Consider the following 19,569-nt stretch of genomic DNA (forward strand, 5'->3'; position numbering starts at 1 on the left):
AAATTTATTAAGATACAAATCTTTTAGCACACCAGCCTATATTACCATTATAATTAACTTTTAAGTAATCTCCACTTTCTTCTAAGATTAAAACCTTATTTCCTTTACTCATTACAGTTAATCTAGAGGAGGCCTTTGAATCCTTAGAAGAATGTAGCCACAAACCACTATGGGCTATGATGCTTCCTTCCCTTAAAGCTTCTTTCTTGTTTTCCTTTTCTTTATTACTTACTAAGGAAGAATCCTTTGAATTTACTGGGTTAGTTAAATATTTTAAAGAACACCAACCAGTTTCTCCATCTTGAGAAATTTTAGCAAAGTCATTACTTTCTTCTAATATAGTAACCTTTGTTCCCTTAGGCATAATTTTTATTCTAGAAGAAGAACTTGAATCTTTAGAAGAGTGTAGCCATAAGCCACCATTAGCCTTTACATAAGAGACCTTATTTAAGGTTTCTTCTTTCTTTTCAGGAGAAGGAGAGTTTTCCTCTTTTTTATTATCTTTAGGACTTTCCTTTTTATCTTCCTTTTTTATATCCTCTTTAATTTCCATTTTATAAGTGATTGGTTTACTTAAATATTCCTTTGCACAGTAGCCAACTTCTTCATTATATTGAACCTTAAACCATTCTCCTTTATCTTCTAAGATTTTAACCTTAGAACCTTCTTCCATAAGGGTTAATCTAGAGGAAGCATAAGAATTTTTAGAAGAGTGAAGCCATAGACCACCATTGGCTTTTACAGTAGCACTTTTAACATCCTCTACTATAACTTTTTTATTTTCTTCTATAGGTTTATTACTATTCTTATTTTCTTCAATAGTTTTTTTAGGTTCTTCCTTTTTAGCTTCTTCTTTCTTAGGAGTTTCCTTAGGGGATTCTTCTTTAAGGGTAACAATATCTTTTACATAGTCCTTTGAACAGTAACCAGTAATTCCACTATAATCTACCTTAAACCAAGAACCCTCCTCCTTTAAAATTTTAACCTTAGAACCATTATCCATTAAAGAAATTCTAGAGGAGATGTAAGTATTTTTAGAGGAGTGAAGCCATAGACCACCATTAGCTTTTATAGTGGCAATTTTTAAAGGAGCTTCCTCTAAAAGCTTATTTTCTTCCTTAGGTTTAGAGTTTTCCTCTTTATTTAAAGAAGAATTTTCCTCCTTAGGAGTGCTTTTTAAAAGTTCTAAAGAGGAATCATCCTTAGTATTTGGAGAGTTTTCCTCTAAAAAATCAGTATATTTATTGCTTATATAAGCCTTTTCTCCATTATAAAGAACTTGAAACCATCCATTAGAAGCCTTTCCAATTACAGTAAAGTCATCTCCCTTTGAGGCAAGTCCAAGAGCTTTTACACCAGAAGTTGTAGGAAAAGGTTTTTCATTAACATATACATCCTGTCTAGCAGTTACCTTTCCCTTTAAAGGAGTAACCTTAAAATCTCCTATAACTAAATTTGTTTTAGTAATATTAGAGTTTTCTTTTTTATTTTCTCCCTTATATTTATAATATCTGGTAGCCTTATACTGTCTATTATATCCATTTTCCTTACTAGGAACTTGTCCATTTAAATTACGTTGAGAATAGGCTTTGCCATAAAGATAGGCTTCATTTCCCATTACATAGGCAATTCCCTTTTCTTTATCCTTCCAGCCCATAAAACACATTGTATGATGTTCTCCACAAAAGATAATATCTCCCTTTTGTATATTTGAAAAATCTCTATGAAGTTCCCAGTTATTATTTTCAAGCCAGTTCCAAAAGTTTGAGGTATAGGCAATATGCTTTGGCACAGGAACTCCAATAGCTCTTAAAGAGGCCCCTTGAAAATAAACACAGGTATTACTTCTATCTCCATTATGAAGGTCAATAGCTTCTTTCATTGCCTTGCTTTGATTTTCCTTAGAGCTTTCATATTCATAAAGTCTTTTATTAATTTCTGAGGCAAAGTCTGAAGAGGTAGACTCCTTTTTAAAATCCTTATTATTATCCTTATTAACAGGTAAGATTACTTCTTCCATAGTAGGTTTTTCTAAAACCATATTATCTTTTTTATTAATAGTGTCATTATCCTTAGGAGCTTCTTTTTCTTTAGAAGGAACTTCCTCCTTTTTCTCATTTTTTAAAGGTTTAATATCCTCTTCCTTTTTATTCTTTGGAGTTTCCTTCTTTTTTTCTTCCTCCTTTTTAGGAGGAGCTTCTTTACTTTTTGTATTATTACTTTTAACTACAGCAACCTTATCATCAGATAAATCAACATTTATTTTATCCTTTTGTTGTTCTTGAGGTTGTTGCTGAACTACTGCTACAGCCATAAAATCATCTCCTATTTTCTTAAGTTTAAAATAGTTGTATAGTACTTAAATTTTCCATGTAATTATAACATAATTAAGAATGTTAATAAATGGTTTATTTTAAGTAAATAAAATTAAATATTTATTTAAAATTTATTAAATAAACTTTTCTTTAAGAGTTTTCACCTTAGAAAATACCTTTAAGAAAGAAATATGATTATTTAAAAAGAAAAAAGTAAAAAAATATTACTTTATAGGCTTGTAAACGTTTTGTTAATTGTGGTTTTTGTAAGAATAAGGGAGAGAAATTTTAAATATATATATAATGTGGACATGTTTACTTTTTAGTATAAGGGGGAATAGAGAAAATGCTTAAAAACAAAAAAATAATTGCTTTACTATTAGGAGGAGTTATTGGAGCATCATCTATTTTAGCAGGTTGTGGAAATTCTTCAGGAGGAGGAGCTTCTGCTGGAGGAGAAGGTGAAGAACCTGTTAATTTAGTTTGGTATGTAATAGGTAAACCTCAAACAGATGGTGAATTAGTAGAGGAGGAAGTTAATAAGTATATTAAAGACAAAATAAACGTAACTGTAGACATAAAACATATTGACTTTGGTGATTATAGTCAAAAAATGAATGTAATTGCAAACTCAGGGGAAGAATATGATTTAGCCTTTACTTGTTCATGGGCCTTCCCATATTTAGAAAATGCAAGAAAAGGAGCTTTCTTAGAATTAAATGACCTTATAGAAAGTAATGGGGCAGACCTTAAAGAAGTTATAGATGAAAGACTTTGGAAGGGTGCTGAAGTTGATGGAAAGATTTATGGAATTCCAAACCAAAAGGAAATAGCCCTAGCACCTATGTGGGTTTTTGATAAGGAGCTTGTAGAGAAGTATGATATTCCATATCAAGATATTCATACTGTAGATGACTTAGAGCCATGGTTAAAGGTAATAAAAGAAAATGAGCCAGACTTTGTTCCATTTTATACTCAAGGAGATGGTATTCCTATAGAAGGAATTGAGGATATTACTTCAGGTTTAGGAATATTTGTAGATGATGAAACTTTAACTGTTCAAAATATGTATGAAACAGAGGAAGTTAAGCATTTATTTAAGAAATTAAGAGAATTTTATGAAAAAGGATATATAAATCAAGATGCAGCAGTTAGTAATATGAAAAATGAGGTTAAGAGATTTGTATGGAAAGCAGATGGACAACCTTATGCTGAAAATATATGGGGACAATCTTTAGGAAGAGAAGTTGTTACATCTCCAATAGTTTCTTCAGCAGTTACTAATGCTTCAACTACAGGAGCTATGACTGCTATATCTTCAACTTCTAAACATCCAGAAAAAGCTATGGAGCTTATAAACTTAGTAAATACAGATGTTACTTTAAGAAATATGTTAATGTATGGTTTAGAGGGAACTCACTATGAAAAGGTTAGTGATAATCAAATTAAGAGAGATCCAAATGGACCATATAGTGTTACAAACTGGGCTTATGGAAACTTATTTGACACTTATGTTTTAGATAATGACCCAGTAGATAAGTGGGATGCTTTTGAAGAATTTAACCAATCTGCAAAAACTTCTCCAATTTTAGGCTTTAAGTTTGATTCAGAGCCAGTTACAACTCAAATGTCTGCTGTAGGAAATGTATTTAAAGAGTTCTTAAAGGCATTATATACAGGTTCTGTAGATACTGAAGAAACTTTAGAGAAGTTAAATAAGAAGTTATATGATTCAGGCTTAGAGGAAATAAAGGTTGAATTACAAAAACAATTAGACCAATGGAAAGCAGAGAATAAATAAAAAGGGGCTTAAAATAGAGATTTAAATATTAGGGGGCTTTAGGAATAAAATTAAATAGAAAAAAATAAAATGTGTAAAGGGAGAGTGTATTAAAATATAATAAAATTTATCTTAATACATTCCCTTTATTTTTTAATATTATAAGGGAGGATTTTAATAACATGGCAAGATTTACTTTACCAAGAGATATATATTACGGAAAAGATTCCTTAGAGATTTTAAAAAGTTTAGAGGGAGAGAGAGCCTTTATTGTAATTGGGGGAGGCTCAATGAAAAGATTTGGATTTTTAGATAAAATTTTAGATTACTTAAAAGAAGGTGGTTTAGAAACAAAGGTTTTTGAAGGCGTAGAACCAGACCCTTCTGTAGAAACTGTTATGAAGGGTGCAAAGGAGATGGAAGAATTTAAGCCAGACTGGATAATTGCCTTAGGGGGAGGTTCACCTATAGATGCTGCAAAGGCTATGTGGATTTTTTATGAGTATCCTGATTTTACCTTTGAAGAAGCTACTGTTCCTTTCTCCTTACCTAAGCTTAGAAAAAAGGCGAGATTTGTGGCTATTCCATCAACTTCAGGTACTGCAACAGAGGTAACTGCCTTTTCAGTAATAACTGATTATAAAGCTAAAATAAAATATCCTTTAGCAGATTTTGAAATAACTCCAGATATAGCAATTTTAGATTCTTCTTTAGCAGAAACTATGCCAGAGAAGTTAGTTGCACACACAGGAATGGATGCCTTAACTCATGCTATTGAAGCTTATACAGCAAGTTTAAGGTCTAATTTTTCAGACCCATTAGCTCTAAAGGCAATTGAACTTATAAATCTAAATTTAATAGATTCTTATAAAGGAGATAAAAAGTGTAGAGAGGAGATGCATGAGGCTCAATGCTTAGCTGGAATGGCTTTTTCAAATGCACTTTTAGGAATAGTTCACTCTATGGCACATAAGGTAGGGGCAGTTTTCCATATTCCTCATGGCTGTGCAAATGCAATATTCTTACCTTATGTAATTAAATATAATAGAAAAGCTTGTGAAGATAGATATGCAAATATTGCAAGACATATTGGCTTAAAGGGAGAAGAGGATAAGAGTTTTACAGAGGCTTTAATTAACTTAATAAATGATTTTAATAAAAAGCTTAATATACCATCTTCCATGAAGGAATATGGCATAGAAGAGGAGGACTTTAAAAATAATCTTAAGTTTATAGCCCATAATGCTGTTTTAGACCCATGCACAGGTTCAAATCCAAGAGAAATTGATGATGAAACTATGGAAAAATTATATACTTGTGCCTATTACGGAGAAGAAGTTGACTTTTAAAGGAAGTTGACTTTTAAAGGAAGTTGACTTTTAAAGAGGGAAATTTTTAGTTATATAGTAGTTAAAAATAGAGAAAGGATTGGATTGTATTAAACTCAAAGCTTTATAAAACCTTAGGAGGATTTAATACAATCCTATTTTTAATTTTATACTTTAACTTTGAGAGGGGTAATTTATGTTTAAAATTTTAGAGAAAAGATATTTAAATGATTTTGTGTACTTAATGAAAATTGAGGCTAAGAGAGTTGCTAAAAAAGCTAAGCCTGGTCAGTTTATTATACTTAAAACAGATAAAAAGGGAGAGAGGATTCCTTTAACAATTGCAGATTATAATAGTGAAGAAAACAGCGTTACAATTGTTGTTCAAGCCTTAGGTGCAAGTACTATAGACCTTGGCCATTATAATGATGGAGATTATATAGAAGATTTTTTAGGTCCTTTAGGAAGAGAAAGTGATTTTATATATGAGGATTTAGAAGAATTAAAAAAAGAAAATATTATTTTTATTGCAGGAGGAGTAGGAGCAGCTCCTGTTTATCCACAGGTAAAGTGGTTATATAATCATGGGATTTTAGCAGATGTTATAGTTGGAGCAAGAAGCAAAGAACTACTTATTTTTAAGGAGGAACTTGAAAAGGTTTCTAGGAATTTATATATAGCTACAGAGGACGGAAGTTATGGTTTTAAGGGAAGGGTAACCAATCTTTTAGAGAATTTAGTTAAGGAAAAGGGCATAAATTATAATAGAGCAATTGTAATTGGTCCCATGGTAATGATGAAGTTTACCTCTCTTCTTACAAAGGAGCTTAATATTAAAACTACAGTTAGCTTAAATCCTATAATGGTAGATGGTACAGGAATGTGTGGTGCTTGTAGGGTTACTGTTGGAGGAGAAGTTAAGTTTGCCTGTGTGCATGGACCAGAATTTGATGGGCATTTAGTAGATTTTGATGAATCAATTAGAAGACAAGCTCTTTATAAAACAGAGGAAGGAAGAGCATTTTTAAAGATTAAAGAGGGTGAAAGTCATAGTCATGGAGGCTGTGGCTGTAGAGGAGATGTGGAAAATGAGTAGTTTAAAGGGTAAAAGAATAAAACAAGGAGAGCAAGATTCTATAGAGAGAAGAAGTAACTTTAAGGAGGTTTCCTTAGGATATAAGGAAGAAGAGGCTATTTGTGAAGCTAAGAGATGCTTAAACTGTAAGAAGCCAAACTGTGTTTTAGGATGTCCTGTTTCTGTAGATATACCTTCTTTTCTTTCTTATGTAAAGGAAGGAGATTTTGCTTCTGCCTTTTATGAGGTTTCAAAATATAATTCTCTTCCTGCTATTTGTGGAAGAGTTTGTCCACAAGAATCTCAATGTGAGGGAAATTGTGTTTTAGGAATAAAGGGAGAGGCTGTAGCTATTGGAAATCTAGAAAGATTTGTAGCTGATTTTGCAAGAAAAAATAAAATAAGTCTTAACAAAAAGGAAGGGGAAAAGAGTTTTAAGGAAAAGGTTGCAGTAATTGGAAGTGGTCCTGCTGGTTTAAGTTGTGCTGGAGAGTTAGCAAAAAGAGGATATGAGGTTACAATCTTTGAAGCACTTCATGAGGCAGGGGGAGTTTTACTTTATGGTATTCCAGAATTTAGGCTTCCAAAGGAAGAGGTACTTAAATATGAAATAGAGGAAATAGAAAGTTTAGGAGTTAAAATAGAGAAAAATGTAGTAGTTGGAAAAACTATAGACCTTTCTGATTTAATAGAGGAGGAAGGATTTAAAGCAATATTTATAGGTTCTGGTGCAGGACTTCCTAAGTTTATGGGAATAAAGGGAGAAAATTCTAATGGAGTTTTTTCTGCTAATGAACTTTTAACTAGAGTAAATCTTATGCAAGCTTTTAAGGAAGAAAGTTTTACTCCTATAAATCTAGGAAAAGAGGTTGCAGTAGTTGGTGGAGGAAATGTAGCTATGGATGCAGCAAGAACAGCCTTAAGATTAGGAGCAAAAACTCATATAATTTATAGAAGAAGTGAAAAGGAGTTACCAGCTAGATTAGAGGAGGTTCATCATGCAAAGGAGGAAGGAGTTATTTTTGATGTACTAACAAATCCTAAGGAAATTTTATGTGATGAGAAGGGTTGGGTAACTGGAATTAAGTGTGTAAAGATGGAATTAGGAGAAGAAGATTCCTCAGGAAGAAGAAGACCTATTGAAGTTGAAAACTCAGAGTTTTTACTTAAGGTAGATAGTGTAATTATGTCCCTTGGAACATCACCAAATCCTCTTCTTTTACAAAGTACTAAGGGATTAAAGGGAGATAAGAGAGGATGTCTTTTAGTAGAGGAGGAAACTTTAAAAACTTCCTTAGAGGGAGTTTATGCAGGGGGAGATGCTGTTACAGGAGCAGCTACAGTAATTTTAGCTATGGGTGCTGGGAAAAAGGCAGCAAAAGCTATAGATGAATACTTAAGAGAAAAAGAGGAGTTAAAAAAGGGTTTAGAGGAAAATAAATAATATTTTATGAGAAAGAAAAAAAGCATACTACTTCCTTTAATATTATTTATTATAGCCTTATCTCCCCTTTTAGTTTTTTATATTTTACTTCCCTTAAGTGCTATAAAAATTCTTTTACTTTTAGTTTATTTAGTTTTTTCTTATGGTATTTTAACACTTATATACAAAATAAATTATGAATATTTTTGCAGAGATTGTTTTGAAAGTTTTCATGTAAATCCCTTTAAAAAAGAGGAAATAAGATGCAAAAGATGTAAGGGAATAAATGTTATTAAGGAGGTTTTTGTATCTAAGGAAGAACTTTGTGATTTTAATGAGGATTAATATTATTAATTTGTAAAGAATGTTTTTGTGAAACAAAATTGACACAGTTTTAGGGTATAATTCTAAAGAAAAATTTATGTGATTTTTAATAGGAGGTAGAAAAATGCGAAGAGGAACAAATCCTGCCTTAGAAGCTGGTTTTGAAAAGGCTGTAAGTACAGATAAAAGTATTATGACTGTAAAAGGAACCATAGTAAAGATATTAATACTAACAGCTATTTTAGGAGTTGCCTTTGTCTATAGCTATATGGCTTTTCAAAATCCAAGTATAAACTATAAAAGTGCTTTAATAGTTTCTTCTATAGGTGCCTTGATTTTAGGAATATTAACATCCTTTATGCCTAAAATTGCTCAATATACAGCAGTTTTTTATGCAGCCTTTGAGGGAGTTTTATTAGGTTCTATTTCAAGAGCTTTTGAAAATATCTTTGGAGGAATAGTATTTCCAGCTATACTTTTAACTATCTGCTGCTTAGTTGTTACTCTATTTATATATAGAAGATCTCAAAGTTTAGCTGACAGAATGCGTAAGGGAGTATTTATAGCTATATTATCTATAGGCCTTGTTTACCTTTTAGGTATGGTACTTAGTTTATTTAATATAACTTTACCTATATACAATTCAGGAATTATAGGTATTGCCTTTAGTTTATTTGTTGTAATAATAGCTACTATAAGCTTAATTATGGATTATGACTTTATATTAAAGGCTTCAACTTATAAATATCCAAAGTATATGGAGTGGTATGGAGCCTTTGGCTTAATGGTAACTTTAATATGGTTATATACTGAAATATTAAATTTATTCTCTAAAATTTCAGACAATCAATAAATAAAAAAGTCTTTTAGGAGTTTTTCTAAGAGACTTTTTTTATTTTAAAGTAAAATTTATGTCTTTTAAGATTTTTTAAGGGAAACTTTGCTATTTCTTTTAAATTTAATAATAAAAACTAAGTAAAGGGTAATTTTTAAAGGATTTTTTTTAAGAATATAAAAAAGTTTTCTTAAAAATAAGGGGATAAAAAGTAAAATATTTGAAATAAATCAAAAGGGACTATTTACATATATAGTAAATAAAGTATAATTATTATAAAGACTTCTTAAAAACTATGGCTATATATGAGGAATTTTAGAGATATTTATATAAAAATTATATTAAGTAGTAGATTATGGGAGGATTTTATGGAGAATAAAAAGGAAGATACCCTGATAGAAGAATTTAATGACTTAGTTTCAGAAATAAGCAAATCAGTTTTTGATAAATCTATTTATAGGGATTTAAAACTTACAGAAGAGAATTTAATAAAGACCCTTACAAGTACTTCAGAGAAGACTGCTACAATAAATAGAAATAACTTAATTAGTCTACAAAACAATATAAAGGTTATATTAGATAAAGCTATAGAGGATTTTAATTTAGGGGTTAAAGAGGGAGAAGAAAACTTTGAAAAAAAGGCCTCTAAATTTTTAAATAGCTTAGAAGAGTTAACCTATAAGTCTAAGGAAAATCTTTTTATTCTAAGAGAGAAGGCAGAAGATACCTCTAAGGATATAGAGAAGATTAAAGGCAATTTAGATGAAATAAATAGAAATATTTTTGACTTATCTAAAGAGGAAGGAATTCAAAATATAAATCTTTTAAAGCATATGTCTCTAGAGCTAAAGGAAAAAATAAATAAAAACAATACTGTTTTAAAAGAGCATATTGACACTTTAGATGAAATAGATAAAATGTTAAAGGGTGAATGCTTAAAAATAATGAATTCTGTAAATAAGCTAGAAAATAGGCTAAAGGTTAGCAAAATAGAAAACAAAGAAAACTTTTTAGGCCTTAAAGAATACTTAGGAGAGGGCTTTGAGGACATAAACACAACCTTTGAAAAGGATTTTAAAGAGATTGAAAATCTTTTTGAAATTGGCAATTCTGAATTAAATAATTCCCTAGAAATTTTAAATAACAATATAGAAAAATACAACCTAGACTTAATAGATTCCACAAGAAGACTTAGTGAAAGGGTAAATCTTTTAGAAAAGAAGATAAATAATATAAAAAAAGAAGATAATACAGAAAGTTTTTTTAAGGAAGAGTTAAAAAAAGATATGGATAGAAAATACTACTTTTTACTTTTTCTTATAGCTTTTATAGGATTTTTAGTTTTATTTTTTTAGGAGAAAAATATGGTTTTAAAGGATTTAGAAGAAAAGCTTTTTAAGGAGGAAATTTTAAATAAAAAGAAAAGAGAAGATATGTTTTTATCTCTTTATAAAAATTTAGAAGAATATAAAAAAGAACATAAGGTTTCTATTATAACCTTAAGACTTAGAGAATATATTTCCTCTTTAAAAAGTTATAATTTAAAGTTAAAAGAAATAAAGGGTGATTTAAAAGAAGGAGACCTTGCACTTTTGGCAAAACATATAGATTTTTATTTAAAGGAGAATGATTTTAAGTTACTTTCCTTAAAAAAAGAAAAGCTTACTTCTTTAGAGGAGAGCCTTTTAGAAGAAGTAATAGTTAGCTTAAAGTATAATATTTTAGAGCCTATTAAAGAATATAGAGAAAATCTTAAGGAAGAATATTTAAAGCATAATAAATGTCGATTAGACTTTGGACTTTCTACAAAAAAGATAAGGGAAGATTTTTTAAAGGATTTAAAATCTTATATGGAAGAGGCAAATAAGAAGGTAAAGGAAGAATTAAGTTTAAAATATAAGAATCTTTTAAGAGAAATTAAAATAAACTTAAAGGAGGAATTTAATTTAGATTTATTAAAAATAATAAGAGATGATTTTTTACAGCTAAAGCTTATAAACTCTAAAATTCTTTCTCTTTATAAAGTTTATGAAGAAAAAATCTATGAAAGCTTTTTTGAGGCTTTAAGTTCTTTTTCCTTAAGTGAAGATAAAGGAGAGAAAGATTATAAAGAGGAAGAGGGTTATTATAAGTTATTAAACAAAAGATTTTTAAAATTAATAGAAGGCTTTAATAAGGGCTTTATGAAAAACAGGCTTTTATTTGATATAGAAAATTTTATAAATCATGAAAGTTTAGAGAGAAAGATGGAAATTGAGCTTTTATATTCTTTAGATTTTTTTAAGGATAAATATCTAAAGCTTATAGATGAGATGATTTTTAATTTAAAGGAGGATTTAGAGGAAAAATTATATTTTGATTTTCAAAAAGACTTTGGGGATATATATTCCTTAGAGGAGCAAAAGCTTCTTTTAGATAAGATTTATTTAAGTTTAAAAGAAGTAAGCCTTTCAGACTTTAGTTACGTAAAATTAATTCACTATTTAAACTTTAGCAAGGAAAATAATATTTAGCATATTTTTAGAAATTTATAAATTTATCTTAGGGATTACAGATAAAAATATCCATATATTAATAAAAACTTTAAATTTGTAAAAATATGTAGTATTATAAAGGTGTCTATAGAAAAGAGTAGGGGGTAATATTGTGAAGAAAAAGGTAGTGTTCCCTATGGTTATTATAATACTTATTCTAGGAGTTTTTCTTTCTGTTTATGTTAAAAATTGTACCTCTTTAAATATGAAAGAGGGAGAAGTTGTTGCTATGAAATATTATATGAATAAAGAAAGAAGTGAAAATTATCACAATGTATCTAAGCATTTAGAAAAGGAGAGCCTTGAGGAATTAAAAGAGGTATTAAGAGAGTGTGAAAACACAGAGAAAAAGAACTTTGAACCTATAATAGATAGTGATAGAAAATTATACATCTTTTTAAAAAATAGTGATGTAATTGTTATAACAAACAATAGTATAGATGAAGAAAAATACATAGTTGAGTATCCTAATTACTCAATTTTAGGAGGAAGTAATAAGTCTAAATACCTTGTAATAAATTCAGATAGGTTAAAAAATTTATTTTTAAACATAGAAAACTCTCTTGAAGGTGTAAACGATTTTGGGGACAGGGTGAAAATTTAGAAGATTTATGGTAAAATTAAGAAAGTATTAAAAGCGATTTAAGGTTTTTAAATCGCTTTTTATTATTTTTATTAAACTAAGGTTAAAATAACATAAGAAACAATATTTCATAAGATAAAAAAAGGAGAGAACAAAAGTGAATGAAAAATTAAAAGATAGACTAAAGCTTACCTTAAAAGTTGCTTTTATAGGAATAGTTTTAGTTTTAGTTATCCTTGGATTTAAAAATATGTTTAAAGAATTTAATATGAAATACTTTAATATGTACAGAGATAGACTTCATTTTTTTAAACTTATCTTAATTTCTTTACTTGGCATTTTTGCCTATTTACCCCTATCAATTTATGATTTTTTCTTAAAGGAAAATGTAGGAATAAAATTAAAAAACACAAGGCTTTATAAATATTCCTTTATAGCAAGTTCTATTGCAAGTTTTTTAGGTTTTGGTGGTGCAACCTCCCTAGCCTTTAAGCAGTATTTTTATGGAGGATATGTAGAGGATAAAAAAAAGCTTTTAAAGGAAATTGGAAAGATTGTCTTTTTAAATTTAACAGGTCTTTCTATTCTTTGCATAATTTATCTTTTTTTAGAGTTTAAGAGCATAAAAGCTTTAGGAATAATAAAATATGTAGTTTATATAGTTTCTCTTTATGCTCCTTTAGTTCTTTTAAAATCTTTATATAATTATAAGAAAAATAAGGAAGAAGCTAAATTTACCATAAGAGTTGTATTAATATCCTTTTTAGAGTGGACTTTAAATATGCTTCTTATATACATAATTCTTAGAATTACAGGTGCTTTAGTAGATATTAAGGAGTTTTTTTATGTCTATGTAAGAGCAACTTCAATTGGAATAGTTAGTATGGTACCAGGAGGACTTGGAACCTTTGATTTAACTTTTATAGAGGGCTTTAAGAATCTAGGAGTTCCCATAGAGCAAAGTTTTTTAGTTTTGATTTTATATAGAATAAGTTATTTTGTATTACCAGCTTTAATAGGACTTATTTTATATATTCACGAATTTGGTATGAATTTTAGAAATCTTATAAATAATAGAAAAAATCTTAAATAGATTTTTAAAAATTCTAGACTTTTCCTAGTATTTTTTTATTTTAAAATTTAAGGTAAAAATAAGGTTTGTGAAACTTTAAATTAATATTTTAGAAGTAAAATAAGAAAATAAAGCCATTTATTCTTACAATAATGTAAGTGAAAAGAAAGATTAAAAAATGGATATTGAGAATAGGAGGGTGTATAATAAATTTTGACTTTGAATATTGGGAGGACAACAGGTGAAGGTAAATGTAAAAGTAAATGAAAAGGTAAAGCTATTTTTAAAAATAGCCTTCGTTTCTGTAGTAATACTTTTTATAGTTAAGGAGTTTACTTCAGTTTTTAGAAATTTTAATTCATCTTATTTCTTTATGTATAGAAATAAGTTAAACTTTTTAAACTTATTAATAATTGCAATTTTAGGCATAATATCTTATATTCCTTTATCTTTTTATGATTTTATTTTAAAGAAAAAGGTTGGAATTAGGTTAAAAAACAGAAAGCTTTATAAGTATTCATGGATTGCAAGCTCCCTTGCAAGTTTACTAGGCTTTGGAGGAGCAAGTTCTTTAGCCTTTAAGCAATATTTTTATGGAGATTATGTAGAGGATAAAAGAAAGCTATTAAAAGAAATTGGTAAGATAGTAGCTTTAAATTTAACAGGCTTATCAATAGTTTGTCTTACCTATATGCTGCTTAGAATATACTCATGGAATAATATTGGCATAATAAAATATGCTATAGGAATAATTGCTCTATATGCACCAGGATACATAATTTATTCTGCTTACAAATATAGAAAAACAAAGGATAAGTTAGAGTTTTTAAGCACTTTAGGAATTATATTCATATCTTTTTTAGAATGGCTTACAACCATAATTTTAATTTATGCAACCTTAATCATAACAGGCGCAACTATAAGTTTCTTTAATTTTTTACCAATATATATTGAGGCTGCTGTTGTTGGAATTTTAAGTTTAATTCCTGGGGGAATTGGTACCTTTGATTTAACCTTTATGAGTGGTTTAGAGGTTTTAGGTATTCCTATAGAACAGAGCTTGTTAGTTATAATATTATATAGAATTAGTTATTACATAATACCAGCTATTATAGGTATATTACTTTTTGTTCATGATTTTGGAGGAAAGATAAATGAAAAGTTTAATGGCTTACCTTATGAAATAGTATCTAAGGTAGCATATAAAATAGTTATTCTTTTAGTTTTCATATCTGGATGCATTATAGTTTTATCTAATATAGTGCCTGAATATCTTTTAAGAATAAAGTTTTTAAAAGCAATTTTAGGAAATCAAATTTTAGGATTATCTATTGGTATGAGTGTTATTTTAGGATTTTTAATAATATTAATGTCTCTTATGCTAAAATATAGAGCTAAAAGCATATACAAGGTAAGTATTATTTTATTTATCTTAGGAATAATTTTATCCTTAACTAAGGGAATTAACATATATGAGTTAATATTTTTAGTTTTAGTTGCTTATCTTTTATATTTAAGTAGAGGAATGTTTTATAGAGAAAGCTTTGTAGTTAGCTTAAAAAATACCCTAATAGATTCATCAATACTTTTTATATCTTTTATATCCTACTTTTTTATTTTATCAACCTTTGGAAAACACTTAAAATATGTAGGAATAGTTCGTAAGATGCCTTATAAAATGGCTTATAAGTTTGGTTTTATAGCTTTTGTTTTAATAACTGTAATATATGTTGCTATTTACTTTTTAAATAGAAGAAGAAAAATCCCTGTAAATACCTTTGATTCTTGCAAAAGTTATGTAGAGGAAATAATTAAATCTTACAAGGGAGATTCCCTAACTCATTTAGTCTTTTTAAAGGATAAATATATTTATTTAAATGAGAAAAAGGATTTATTTATTCAATATGAAGTTTATGGAGATAAACTTTTTGTCTTAGGAAATCCTGTAGGAAATAAGGAAAACCTATTTAGAGAAATAGAAAACTTTTGTGAATATGCAGATAAATATGGATACACTCCAGTTTTTTATCAAATAGATGAGGATATGATAAGTTATTTACACTCAAATGGATATGACTTTATGAAAATAGGAGAAGAAGCTAAGGTTTCTGTAGAGGATTTTAAAGTTGTTGGAAACAAGATGAAAAGTTTAAAAACTTCAAGAAGTAAGGTAACTAAGGAAGGATACACTTTTCATATGGTTAATCCACCTTTTTCAGAGGAATTTTTATTTTCCTTAAGAAAGATTTCAGATGAATGGTTAGATGGAAGAAAAGAAAAAGGCTTCTCTGTAGGGTTTTTTGATGAAGATTATTTAAATAAAGCACCTATTGCTATTTTAAAGGATAAAGAGGGAGAGATAAAAGCCTTTGCAAATATAATGCCAATGTATGATTTAGAAAGTTTTTCTGTAGATTTAATGAGGTTTAGTAAAAACACCCCAAGAGGAGTTATGGATTTTATGTTTATAAACTTAATTGAATATGGAAAAGAAGAAGGTTATAAAGTTTTCAATATGGGAATGGCACCTTTAGCTAATGTTGGCTTATCTAAATATGCCTTTTGGAATGAGAAATTAGCTCTTCAATTTTATGAAAACGGACAAGCGCTTTACTCCTTTAAAGGATTAAGAAGATTTAAGGAGAAGTTTAGTCATACTTGGGAATATAAATATATAGCCTATAGAAGAAATACCTCTATACTTATAACTGTAATACAGGCAGCTTTAGTTTGCTCAAGAAGTAGAGACGTAGAGGAGAGCATAATTTTTAGAAGCTTAAAAAGTGCTTTTAAGTAAGAAAATAAATTAATTAAATATTATAATATTTTAAGGGGATAAATATTTATCCTCTTATTTTTTGATTTAAAATAATTCTTAGTTTAAAATAAGTTTAATAAACTTATTTTAAAAGGAGATGAGAATATGAAAAAAATTAACTGGGGAATATTAGGCCCTGGAAGTATTGCCTGTGATTTCGCTAAGGCTTTAAATAGAGTAAATGGAGAAGTTTATGCTGTAGCTTCTAGAAACAAGGAGAGAGCTAATGATTTTGCTAAAGAATATAAGGTGCAAAAAGCTTATGGAAGTTATGAGGAGCTTATAGAGGATGAGAAAGTAGATGTAATTTATATATCAACTCCTCATAGTAATCATTATGAGTATATTATAAAAAGCTTAAAAAATAATAAGAATGTTTTATGTGAAAAAGCAATAACAGTAAATAAAAAAGAGCTAGAAGAGGCTATAAAAATAGCTAATGAAAAAAATCTAATTTTAGAAGAAGCAATGACTTTATTTCATATGCCTTTATATGAAAAACTTTTAGAAAAAATAAATAATAAGGATTTAGGAAAGGTAAATATGATTCAAGTTTCCTTTGGAAGTTTTAAGGAGTATGATGAAAGCAATAGATTTTTTAATCTTTCTTTAGCAGGAGGAGCTCTTTTAGATATTGGAACATATGCTTTATCCTTTGCAAGATATTTTTTATCTAGTATGCCAGAGGAGATTTTAAGTACAGTTAAAAAGGCTAAAACTAAGGTAGATGAAGAATCAGGTATAATTTTAAAAACAAGAGAAGAGGAAATTGCAACTATAGCTTTAGCCTTTAGGTCTAAAATGCCTAAAAGAGGCGTGGTTTCCTGTGATAATGGTTTTATAACTGTTGATAATTTCCCAAGGGCTAATAAGGCTCAAATAAATTACTTAGATGGAAAAGTGGAAGTTTTGCAGTATGGAGAAGAAGAAAAAGCTTTAGATTATGAAGTTTTATTTATGGAAGAAAGAATAAAAGAGAAAAAAGCTTCTAATACCTTAAATTTAACTTATGATGTTATTAAGATTATGGATAAATTAAGAAAAGATTGGGAAATTAAATATCCCTTTGAAAAATAAAGAGTATAAAATTATAGGGTGAAGAACAAATGTTCTATACCCTGTATTTTAGCATTTTTATTTATAAAAAAGTAAAGGTTAAAGAAAAAACTAGGTGAATAAATCACCTAGTTTTTCTTTTAAAGTTTTTCAACCTCTGTAGCCATAGGGCCTTTTTCCCCATCCTTTATTTCAAAAGAAACAGTATCTCCTTCTTTTAAACTTTTCATAGGTCCTTTATCCTTTAGCTGAGATATATGTACAAATATATCCTCTCCTTCTTTATAGGAAATAAAGCCATATCCCTTTTCTTCATTAAACCATTTTATTACTCCAGTTTTACTGTTCATAATACATCTCCTTAAATAAAAAATTAAACAGTAATAGTATTTCATATAAAAATAAAATTAAACATATTTTTTTAGTTTTTAAATAAAAAAATAAGCAGATTAAATTTAATCTGCTTATTTTTATTGCTACCTATGTTAAGTGAAGGAAAAGGAGAATCATAAACAGGGAATGTTATATTTCACTAAACATTGTAGCCTTGTAGGTAAAAGAAAAGTGAGGTTTTATTAATTCTATTACTTCTTTATATATCTATGATTTATCTTTTTTAAATATTACAAAAAGATAAGGAAAGAATTTAAATTTTTATTTACAAATTATTTAAAAGTTATTAATATAATATATATCAAATATTTTGAAAGTTTTATTGCATTTTGGAGGTGGTATAGATGGAAAGTCTTCCCCCTAGTAGGGATTTAGAAATTAACATAAGAGGAAGAAACCTTTTATATGCCTTTATAAAAAGATATTTATAGAAATCTTCATCTTATTTATAGAAAAGAGGAAAGTATATGAAAAAGAGAATAACAAAAGAAGAATTAAAAGAACTTTTAAAAAATTTTAAGAAAGAGAAATTAAATATTTTAGAGGAAATTCATCCAGCAGATATTTTAGATTTATTAAGAGAAGATTTTGAAAATATTTATCTTATAGAGAATTTACCAGAATACACTATTGCAAAGATTATAGATTTAGCAAAGGATGAGGAAAAACTTAAGATTTTAAAGAGTTTAAAGGAAGAAAAGAAAAAGAAGATTTTTTCTTTAATAGCCTCTGATGAACTTGCAGATTTATTAGGAAACTTAAACTGTGAAGAAAGTTATAAAATACTCTCAAGCATTCCAATTAAAGAAGCTAAGGATTTAAAAAATCTTTTAGCTTACAGTAAGGATACAGCTGGGGGAATAATGGCTAAGGAATTTATTTCTGTAAAAGAATTTATAACTGTAGAGGAGACTTTAAAGGAAATTCAAAAAAGAGCAAAAGAAGTTGAAAATATTTATTATATTTATATTGTAGATGATTTTAATAATTTAAAGGGAGTTATTTCCTTAAGAGATCTTGTAGGCTTTGACTTTAAAGATAATATATTAAAGGTTTCAAAGAAAAATGTAATTACAGTACCCTTTGATTTAGATCAGGAAGAAGTTGGTAATATTTTTGATAAATATGGTTTTTTTAGCTTACCTGTAGTAGACTATGAAGATAGGCTTTTAGGTATAATAACTATAGACGACGTTATTGAAGTTATAAAAGAGGAGTCCACAGAAGATATACATCTTTTAGGGGGAGTAGATGGAGAAGAAAAGGTTAATAACACTTTAATAGAATCTGTAAAGAAAAGATTGCCTTGGCTTTTGGTAAATCTAGTAACAGCTTTTTTAGCTTCTGCTACTGTTGGAGCTTTTGAAAGCACCATAAGTAAGGTTGTTATTTTAGCTACCTTTATGCCTATTGTAGCTGGAATGGGAGGAAATGGAGGAACTCAAACCTTAACTATTATAGTAAGAGGAATAGCCTTAGGTGAGTTAAACTTTAAAAATGCAAAAAGGATTTTTCTAAAGGAAATAGGCGTTGGGGTTTTTATAGGAATTGCTACAGGAAGTGTAACAGCTATAGTTGCCATAATTTTTACTGGTAAACTTGCCCTTGGTATAGTAATTGGACTAGCAATGATTTTAAATATGACTGCAGCTACTATGGCAGGATATTTAGTACCTGTTATTTTAAAAAAATTAAAGGTAGACCCAGCTTTAGCCTCATCTGTTTTTGTAACTACTGTTACAGATGTTTGTGGATTTTTCTTCTTTTTAGGATTAGGAACTTTATTTTTACCCTATTTAACATAATACTATATTAAAGAAGGTGTAATAAATGAAAAAGAAAAAAAACTTTAGACTAAAAAACATTTTACTAATACTTTGTTTGGCTTTTTTAGTTTTTTTAGGAGGAAAGATATACTTTAGCAATAGCGAAAACCTATCTAACTTAGAAGTTATTGAAAATCCTCAAGGAATAATAAATATACAAGAAACTAGATAAAGGTAAAATAACCCTTAGAAAAGTATAAGCTTTTC

General features: G+C 28.3%; 16 protein-coding genes. 14 read left to right on the forward strand and 2 right to left on the reverse strand.

What is annotated here, in order from left to right; translation table 11 throughout:
• Positions 1 to 7 precede the first annotated feature (7 nt).
• On the reverse strand, positions 8 to 2,314 hold the full coding sequence (locus AC4FQV_RS04425) for an SH3 domain-containing protein (RefSeq protein ID WP_491164648.1): 2,307 nt from the start codon (positions 2,312 to 2,314) through the stop codon (positions 8 to 10).
• A gap of 347 nt (positions 2,315 to 2,661) precedes the next feature.
• On the opposite strand from AC4FQV_RS04425, the gene AC4FQV_RS04430 reads away from it, so the two are divergent.
• The 12 genes from AC4FQV_RS04430 to AC4FQV_RS04485 all read left to right on the forward strand — a co-directional run bounded on the left by AC4FQV_RS04430 (position 2,662) and on the right by AC4FQV_RS04485 (position 17,164).
• The gene (locus tag AC4FQV_RS04430) at positions 2,662 to 4,116 is read left to right on the forward strand and encodes an ABC transporter substrate-binding protein (protein WP_491164650.1); all 1,455 of its coding nucleotides are present in this window, start codon (positions 2,662 to 2,664) and stop codon (positions 4,114 to 4,116) included.
• A gap of 161 nt (positions 4,117 to 4,277) precedes the next feature.
• A complete protein-coding gene (locus AC4FQV_RS04435) occupies positions 4,278 to 5,444 on the forward strand; it encodes an iron-containing alcohol dehydrogenase (RefSeq protein ID WP_491164652.1) in 1,167 nt (388 codons plus the stop codon).
• 175 nt (positions 5,445 to 5,619) lie between these two features.
• Entirely contained in the window at positions 5,620 to 6,519 is a 900-nt protein-coding gene (locus tag AC4FQV_RS04440) for a sulfide/dihydroorotate dehydrogenase-like FAD/NAD-binding protein (protein ID WP_491164655.1), read from the forward strand.
• Positions 6,512 to 7,942: an NADPH-dependent glutamate synthase gene (gene gltA / locus AC4FQV_RS04445; protein WP_491164657.1), complete on the forward strand. Its 1,431-nt coding sequence runs from the start codon at positions 6,512 to 6,514 to the stop codon at positions 7,940 to 7,942. The genes AC4FQV_RS04440 and gltA overlap by 8 nt, the downstream gene beginning before the upstream one ends.
• 6 nt (positions 7,943 to 7,948) lie before the next feature.
• Positions 7,949 to 8,266: a hypothetical protein gene (locus tag AC4FQV_RS04450; RefSeq protein ID WP_491138530.1), complete on the forward strand. Its 318-nt coding sequence runs from the start codon at positions 7,949 to 7,951 to the stop codon at positions 8,264 to 8,266.
• A 103-nt stretch (positions 8,267 to 8,369) separates the two neighbouring features.
• A complete protein-coding gene (locus AC4FQV_RS04455) occupies positions 8,370 to 9,098 on the forward strand; it encodes a Bax inhibitor-1/YccA family protein (RefSeq protein WP_491138529.1) in 729 nt (242 codons plus the stop codon).
• Between the two features lie 350 nt (positions 9,099 to 9,448).
• Positions 9,449 to 10,435 (forward strand): hypothetical protein, encoded by a 987-nt coding sequence (locus AC4FQV_RS04460; RefSeq protein WP_491164660.1) that lies wholly within the window; start codon positions 9,449 to 9,451, stop codon positions 10,433 to 10,435.
• Between the two features lie 9 nt (positions 10,436 to 10,444).
• Positions 10,445 to 11,593 carry a hypothetical protein gene (locus tag AC4FQV_RS04465; protein WP_491164664.1) on the forward strand — a complete coding sequence of 383 codons (1,149 nt, stop codon included), beginning with the start codon at positions 10,445 to 10,447 and terminating at the stop codon, positions 11,591 to 11,593.
• A gap of 133 nt (positions 11,594 to 11,726) precedes the next feature.
• Entirely contained in the window at positions 11,727 to 12,218 is a 492-nt protein-coding gene (locus tag AC4FQV_RS04470; protein ID WP_491164666.1) for a hypothetical protein, read from the forward strand.
• 136 nt (positions 12,219 to 12,354) lie between these two features.
• Positions 12,355 to 13,290, forward strand: a complete 936-nt coding sequence (locus AC4FQV_RS04475; protein WP_491138524.1) for a lysylphosphatidylglycerol synthase domain-containing protein — start codon at positions 12,355 to 12,357, stop codon at positions 13,288 to 13,290.
• Between the two features lie 220 nt (positions 13,291 to 13,510).
• Positions 13,511 to 16,066, forward strand: coding sequence for a bifunctional lysylphosphatidylglycerol flippase/synthetase MprF (mprF, locus tag AC4FQV_RS04480; RefSeq protein WP_491164668.1), 2,556 nt, complete (start codon positions 13,511 to 13,513; stop codon positions 16,064 to 16,066).
• 126 nt (positions 16,067 to 16,192) lie between these two features.
• Positions 16,193 to 17,164 carry a Gfo/Idh/MocA family protein gene (locus AC4FQV_RS04485; RefSeq protein WP_491138521.1) on the forward strand — a complete coding sequence of 324 codons (972 nt, stop codon included), beginning with the start codon at positions 16,193 to 16,195 and terminating at the stop codon, positions 17,162 to 17,164.
• A 119-nt stretch (positions 17,165 to 17,283) separates the two neighbouring features.
• Here the strand turns inward: AC4FQV_RS04485 and AC4FQV_RS04490 are convergent, their stop codons facing one another.
• On the reverse strand, positions 17,284 to 17,493 hold the full coding sequence (locus AC4FQV_RS04490; RefSeq protein WP_491138520.1) for a cold-shock protein: 210 nt from the start codon (positions 17,491 to 17,493) through the stop codon (positions 17,284 to 17,286).
• 510 nt (positions 17,494 to 18,003) lie between these two features.
• On the opposite strand from AC4FQV_RS04490, the gene mgtE reads away from it, so the two are divergent.
• Positions 18,004 to 19,341, forward strand: coding sequence for a magnesium transporter (gene mgtE / locus AC4FQV_RS04495; protein WP_491164670.1), 1,338 nt, complete (start codon positions 18,004 to 18,006; stop codon positions 19,339 to 19,341).
• Between the two features lie 25 nt (positions 19,342 to 19,366).
• Entirely contained in the window at positions 19,367 to 19,534 is a 168-nt protein-coding gene (locus AC4FQV_RS04500) for a hypothetical protein (protein WP_491138518.1), read from the forward strand.
• Positions 19,535 to 19,569 lie beyond the last annotated feature (35 nt).

This window comes from Clostridium sp. TJA038 (assembly GCF_058310255.1).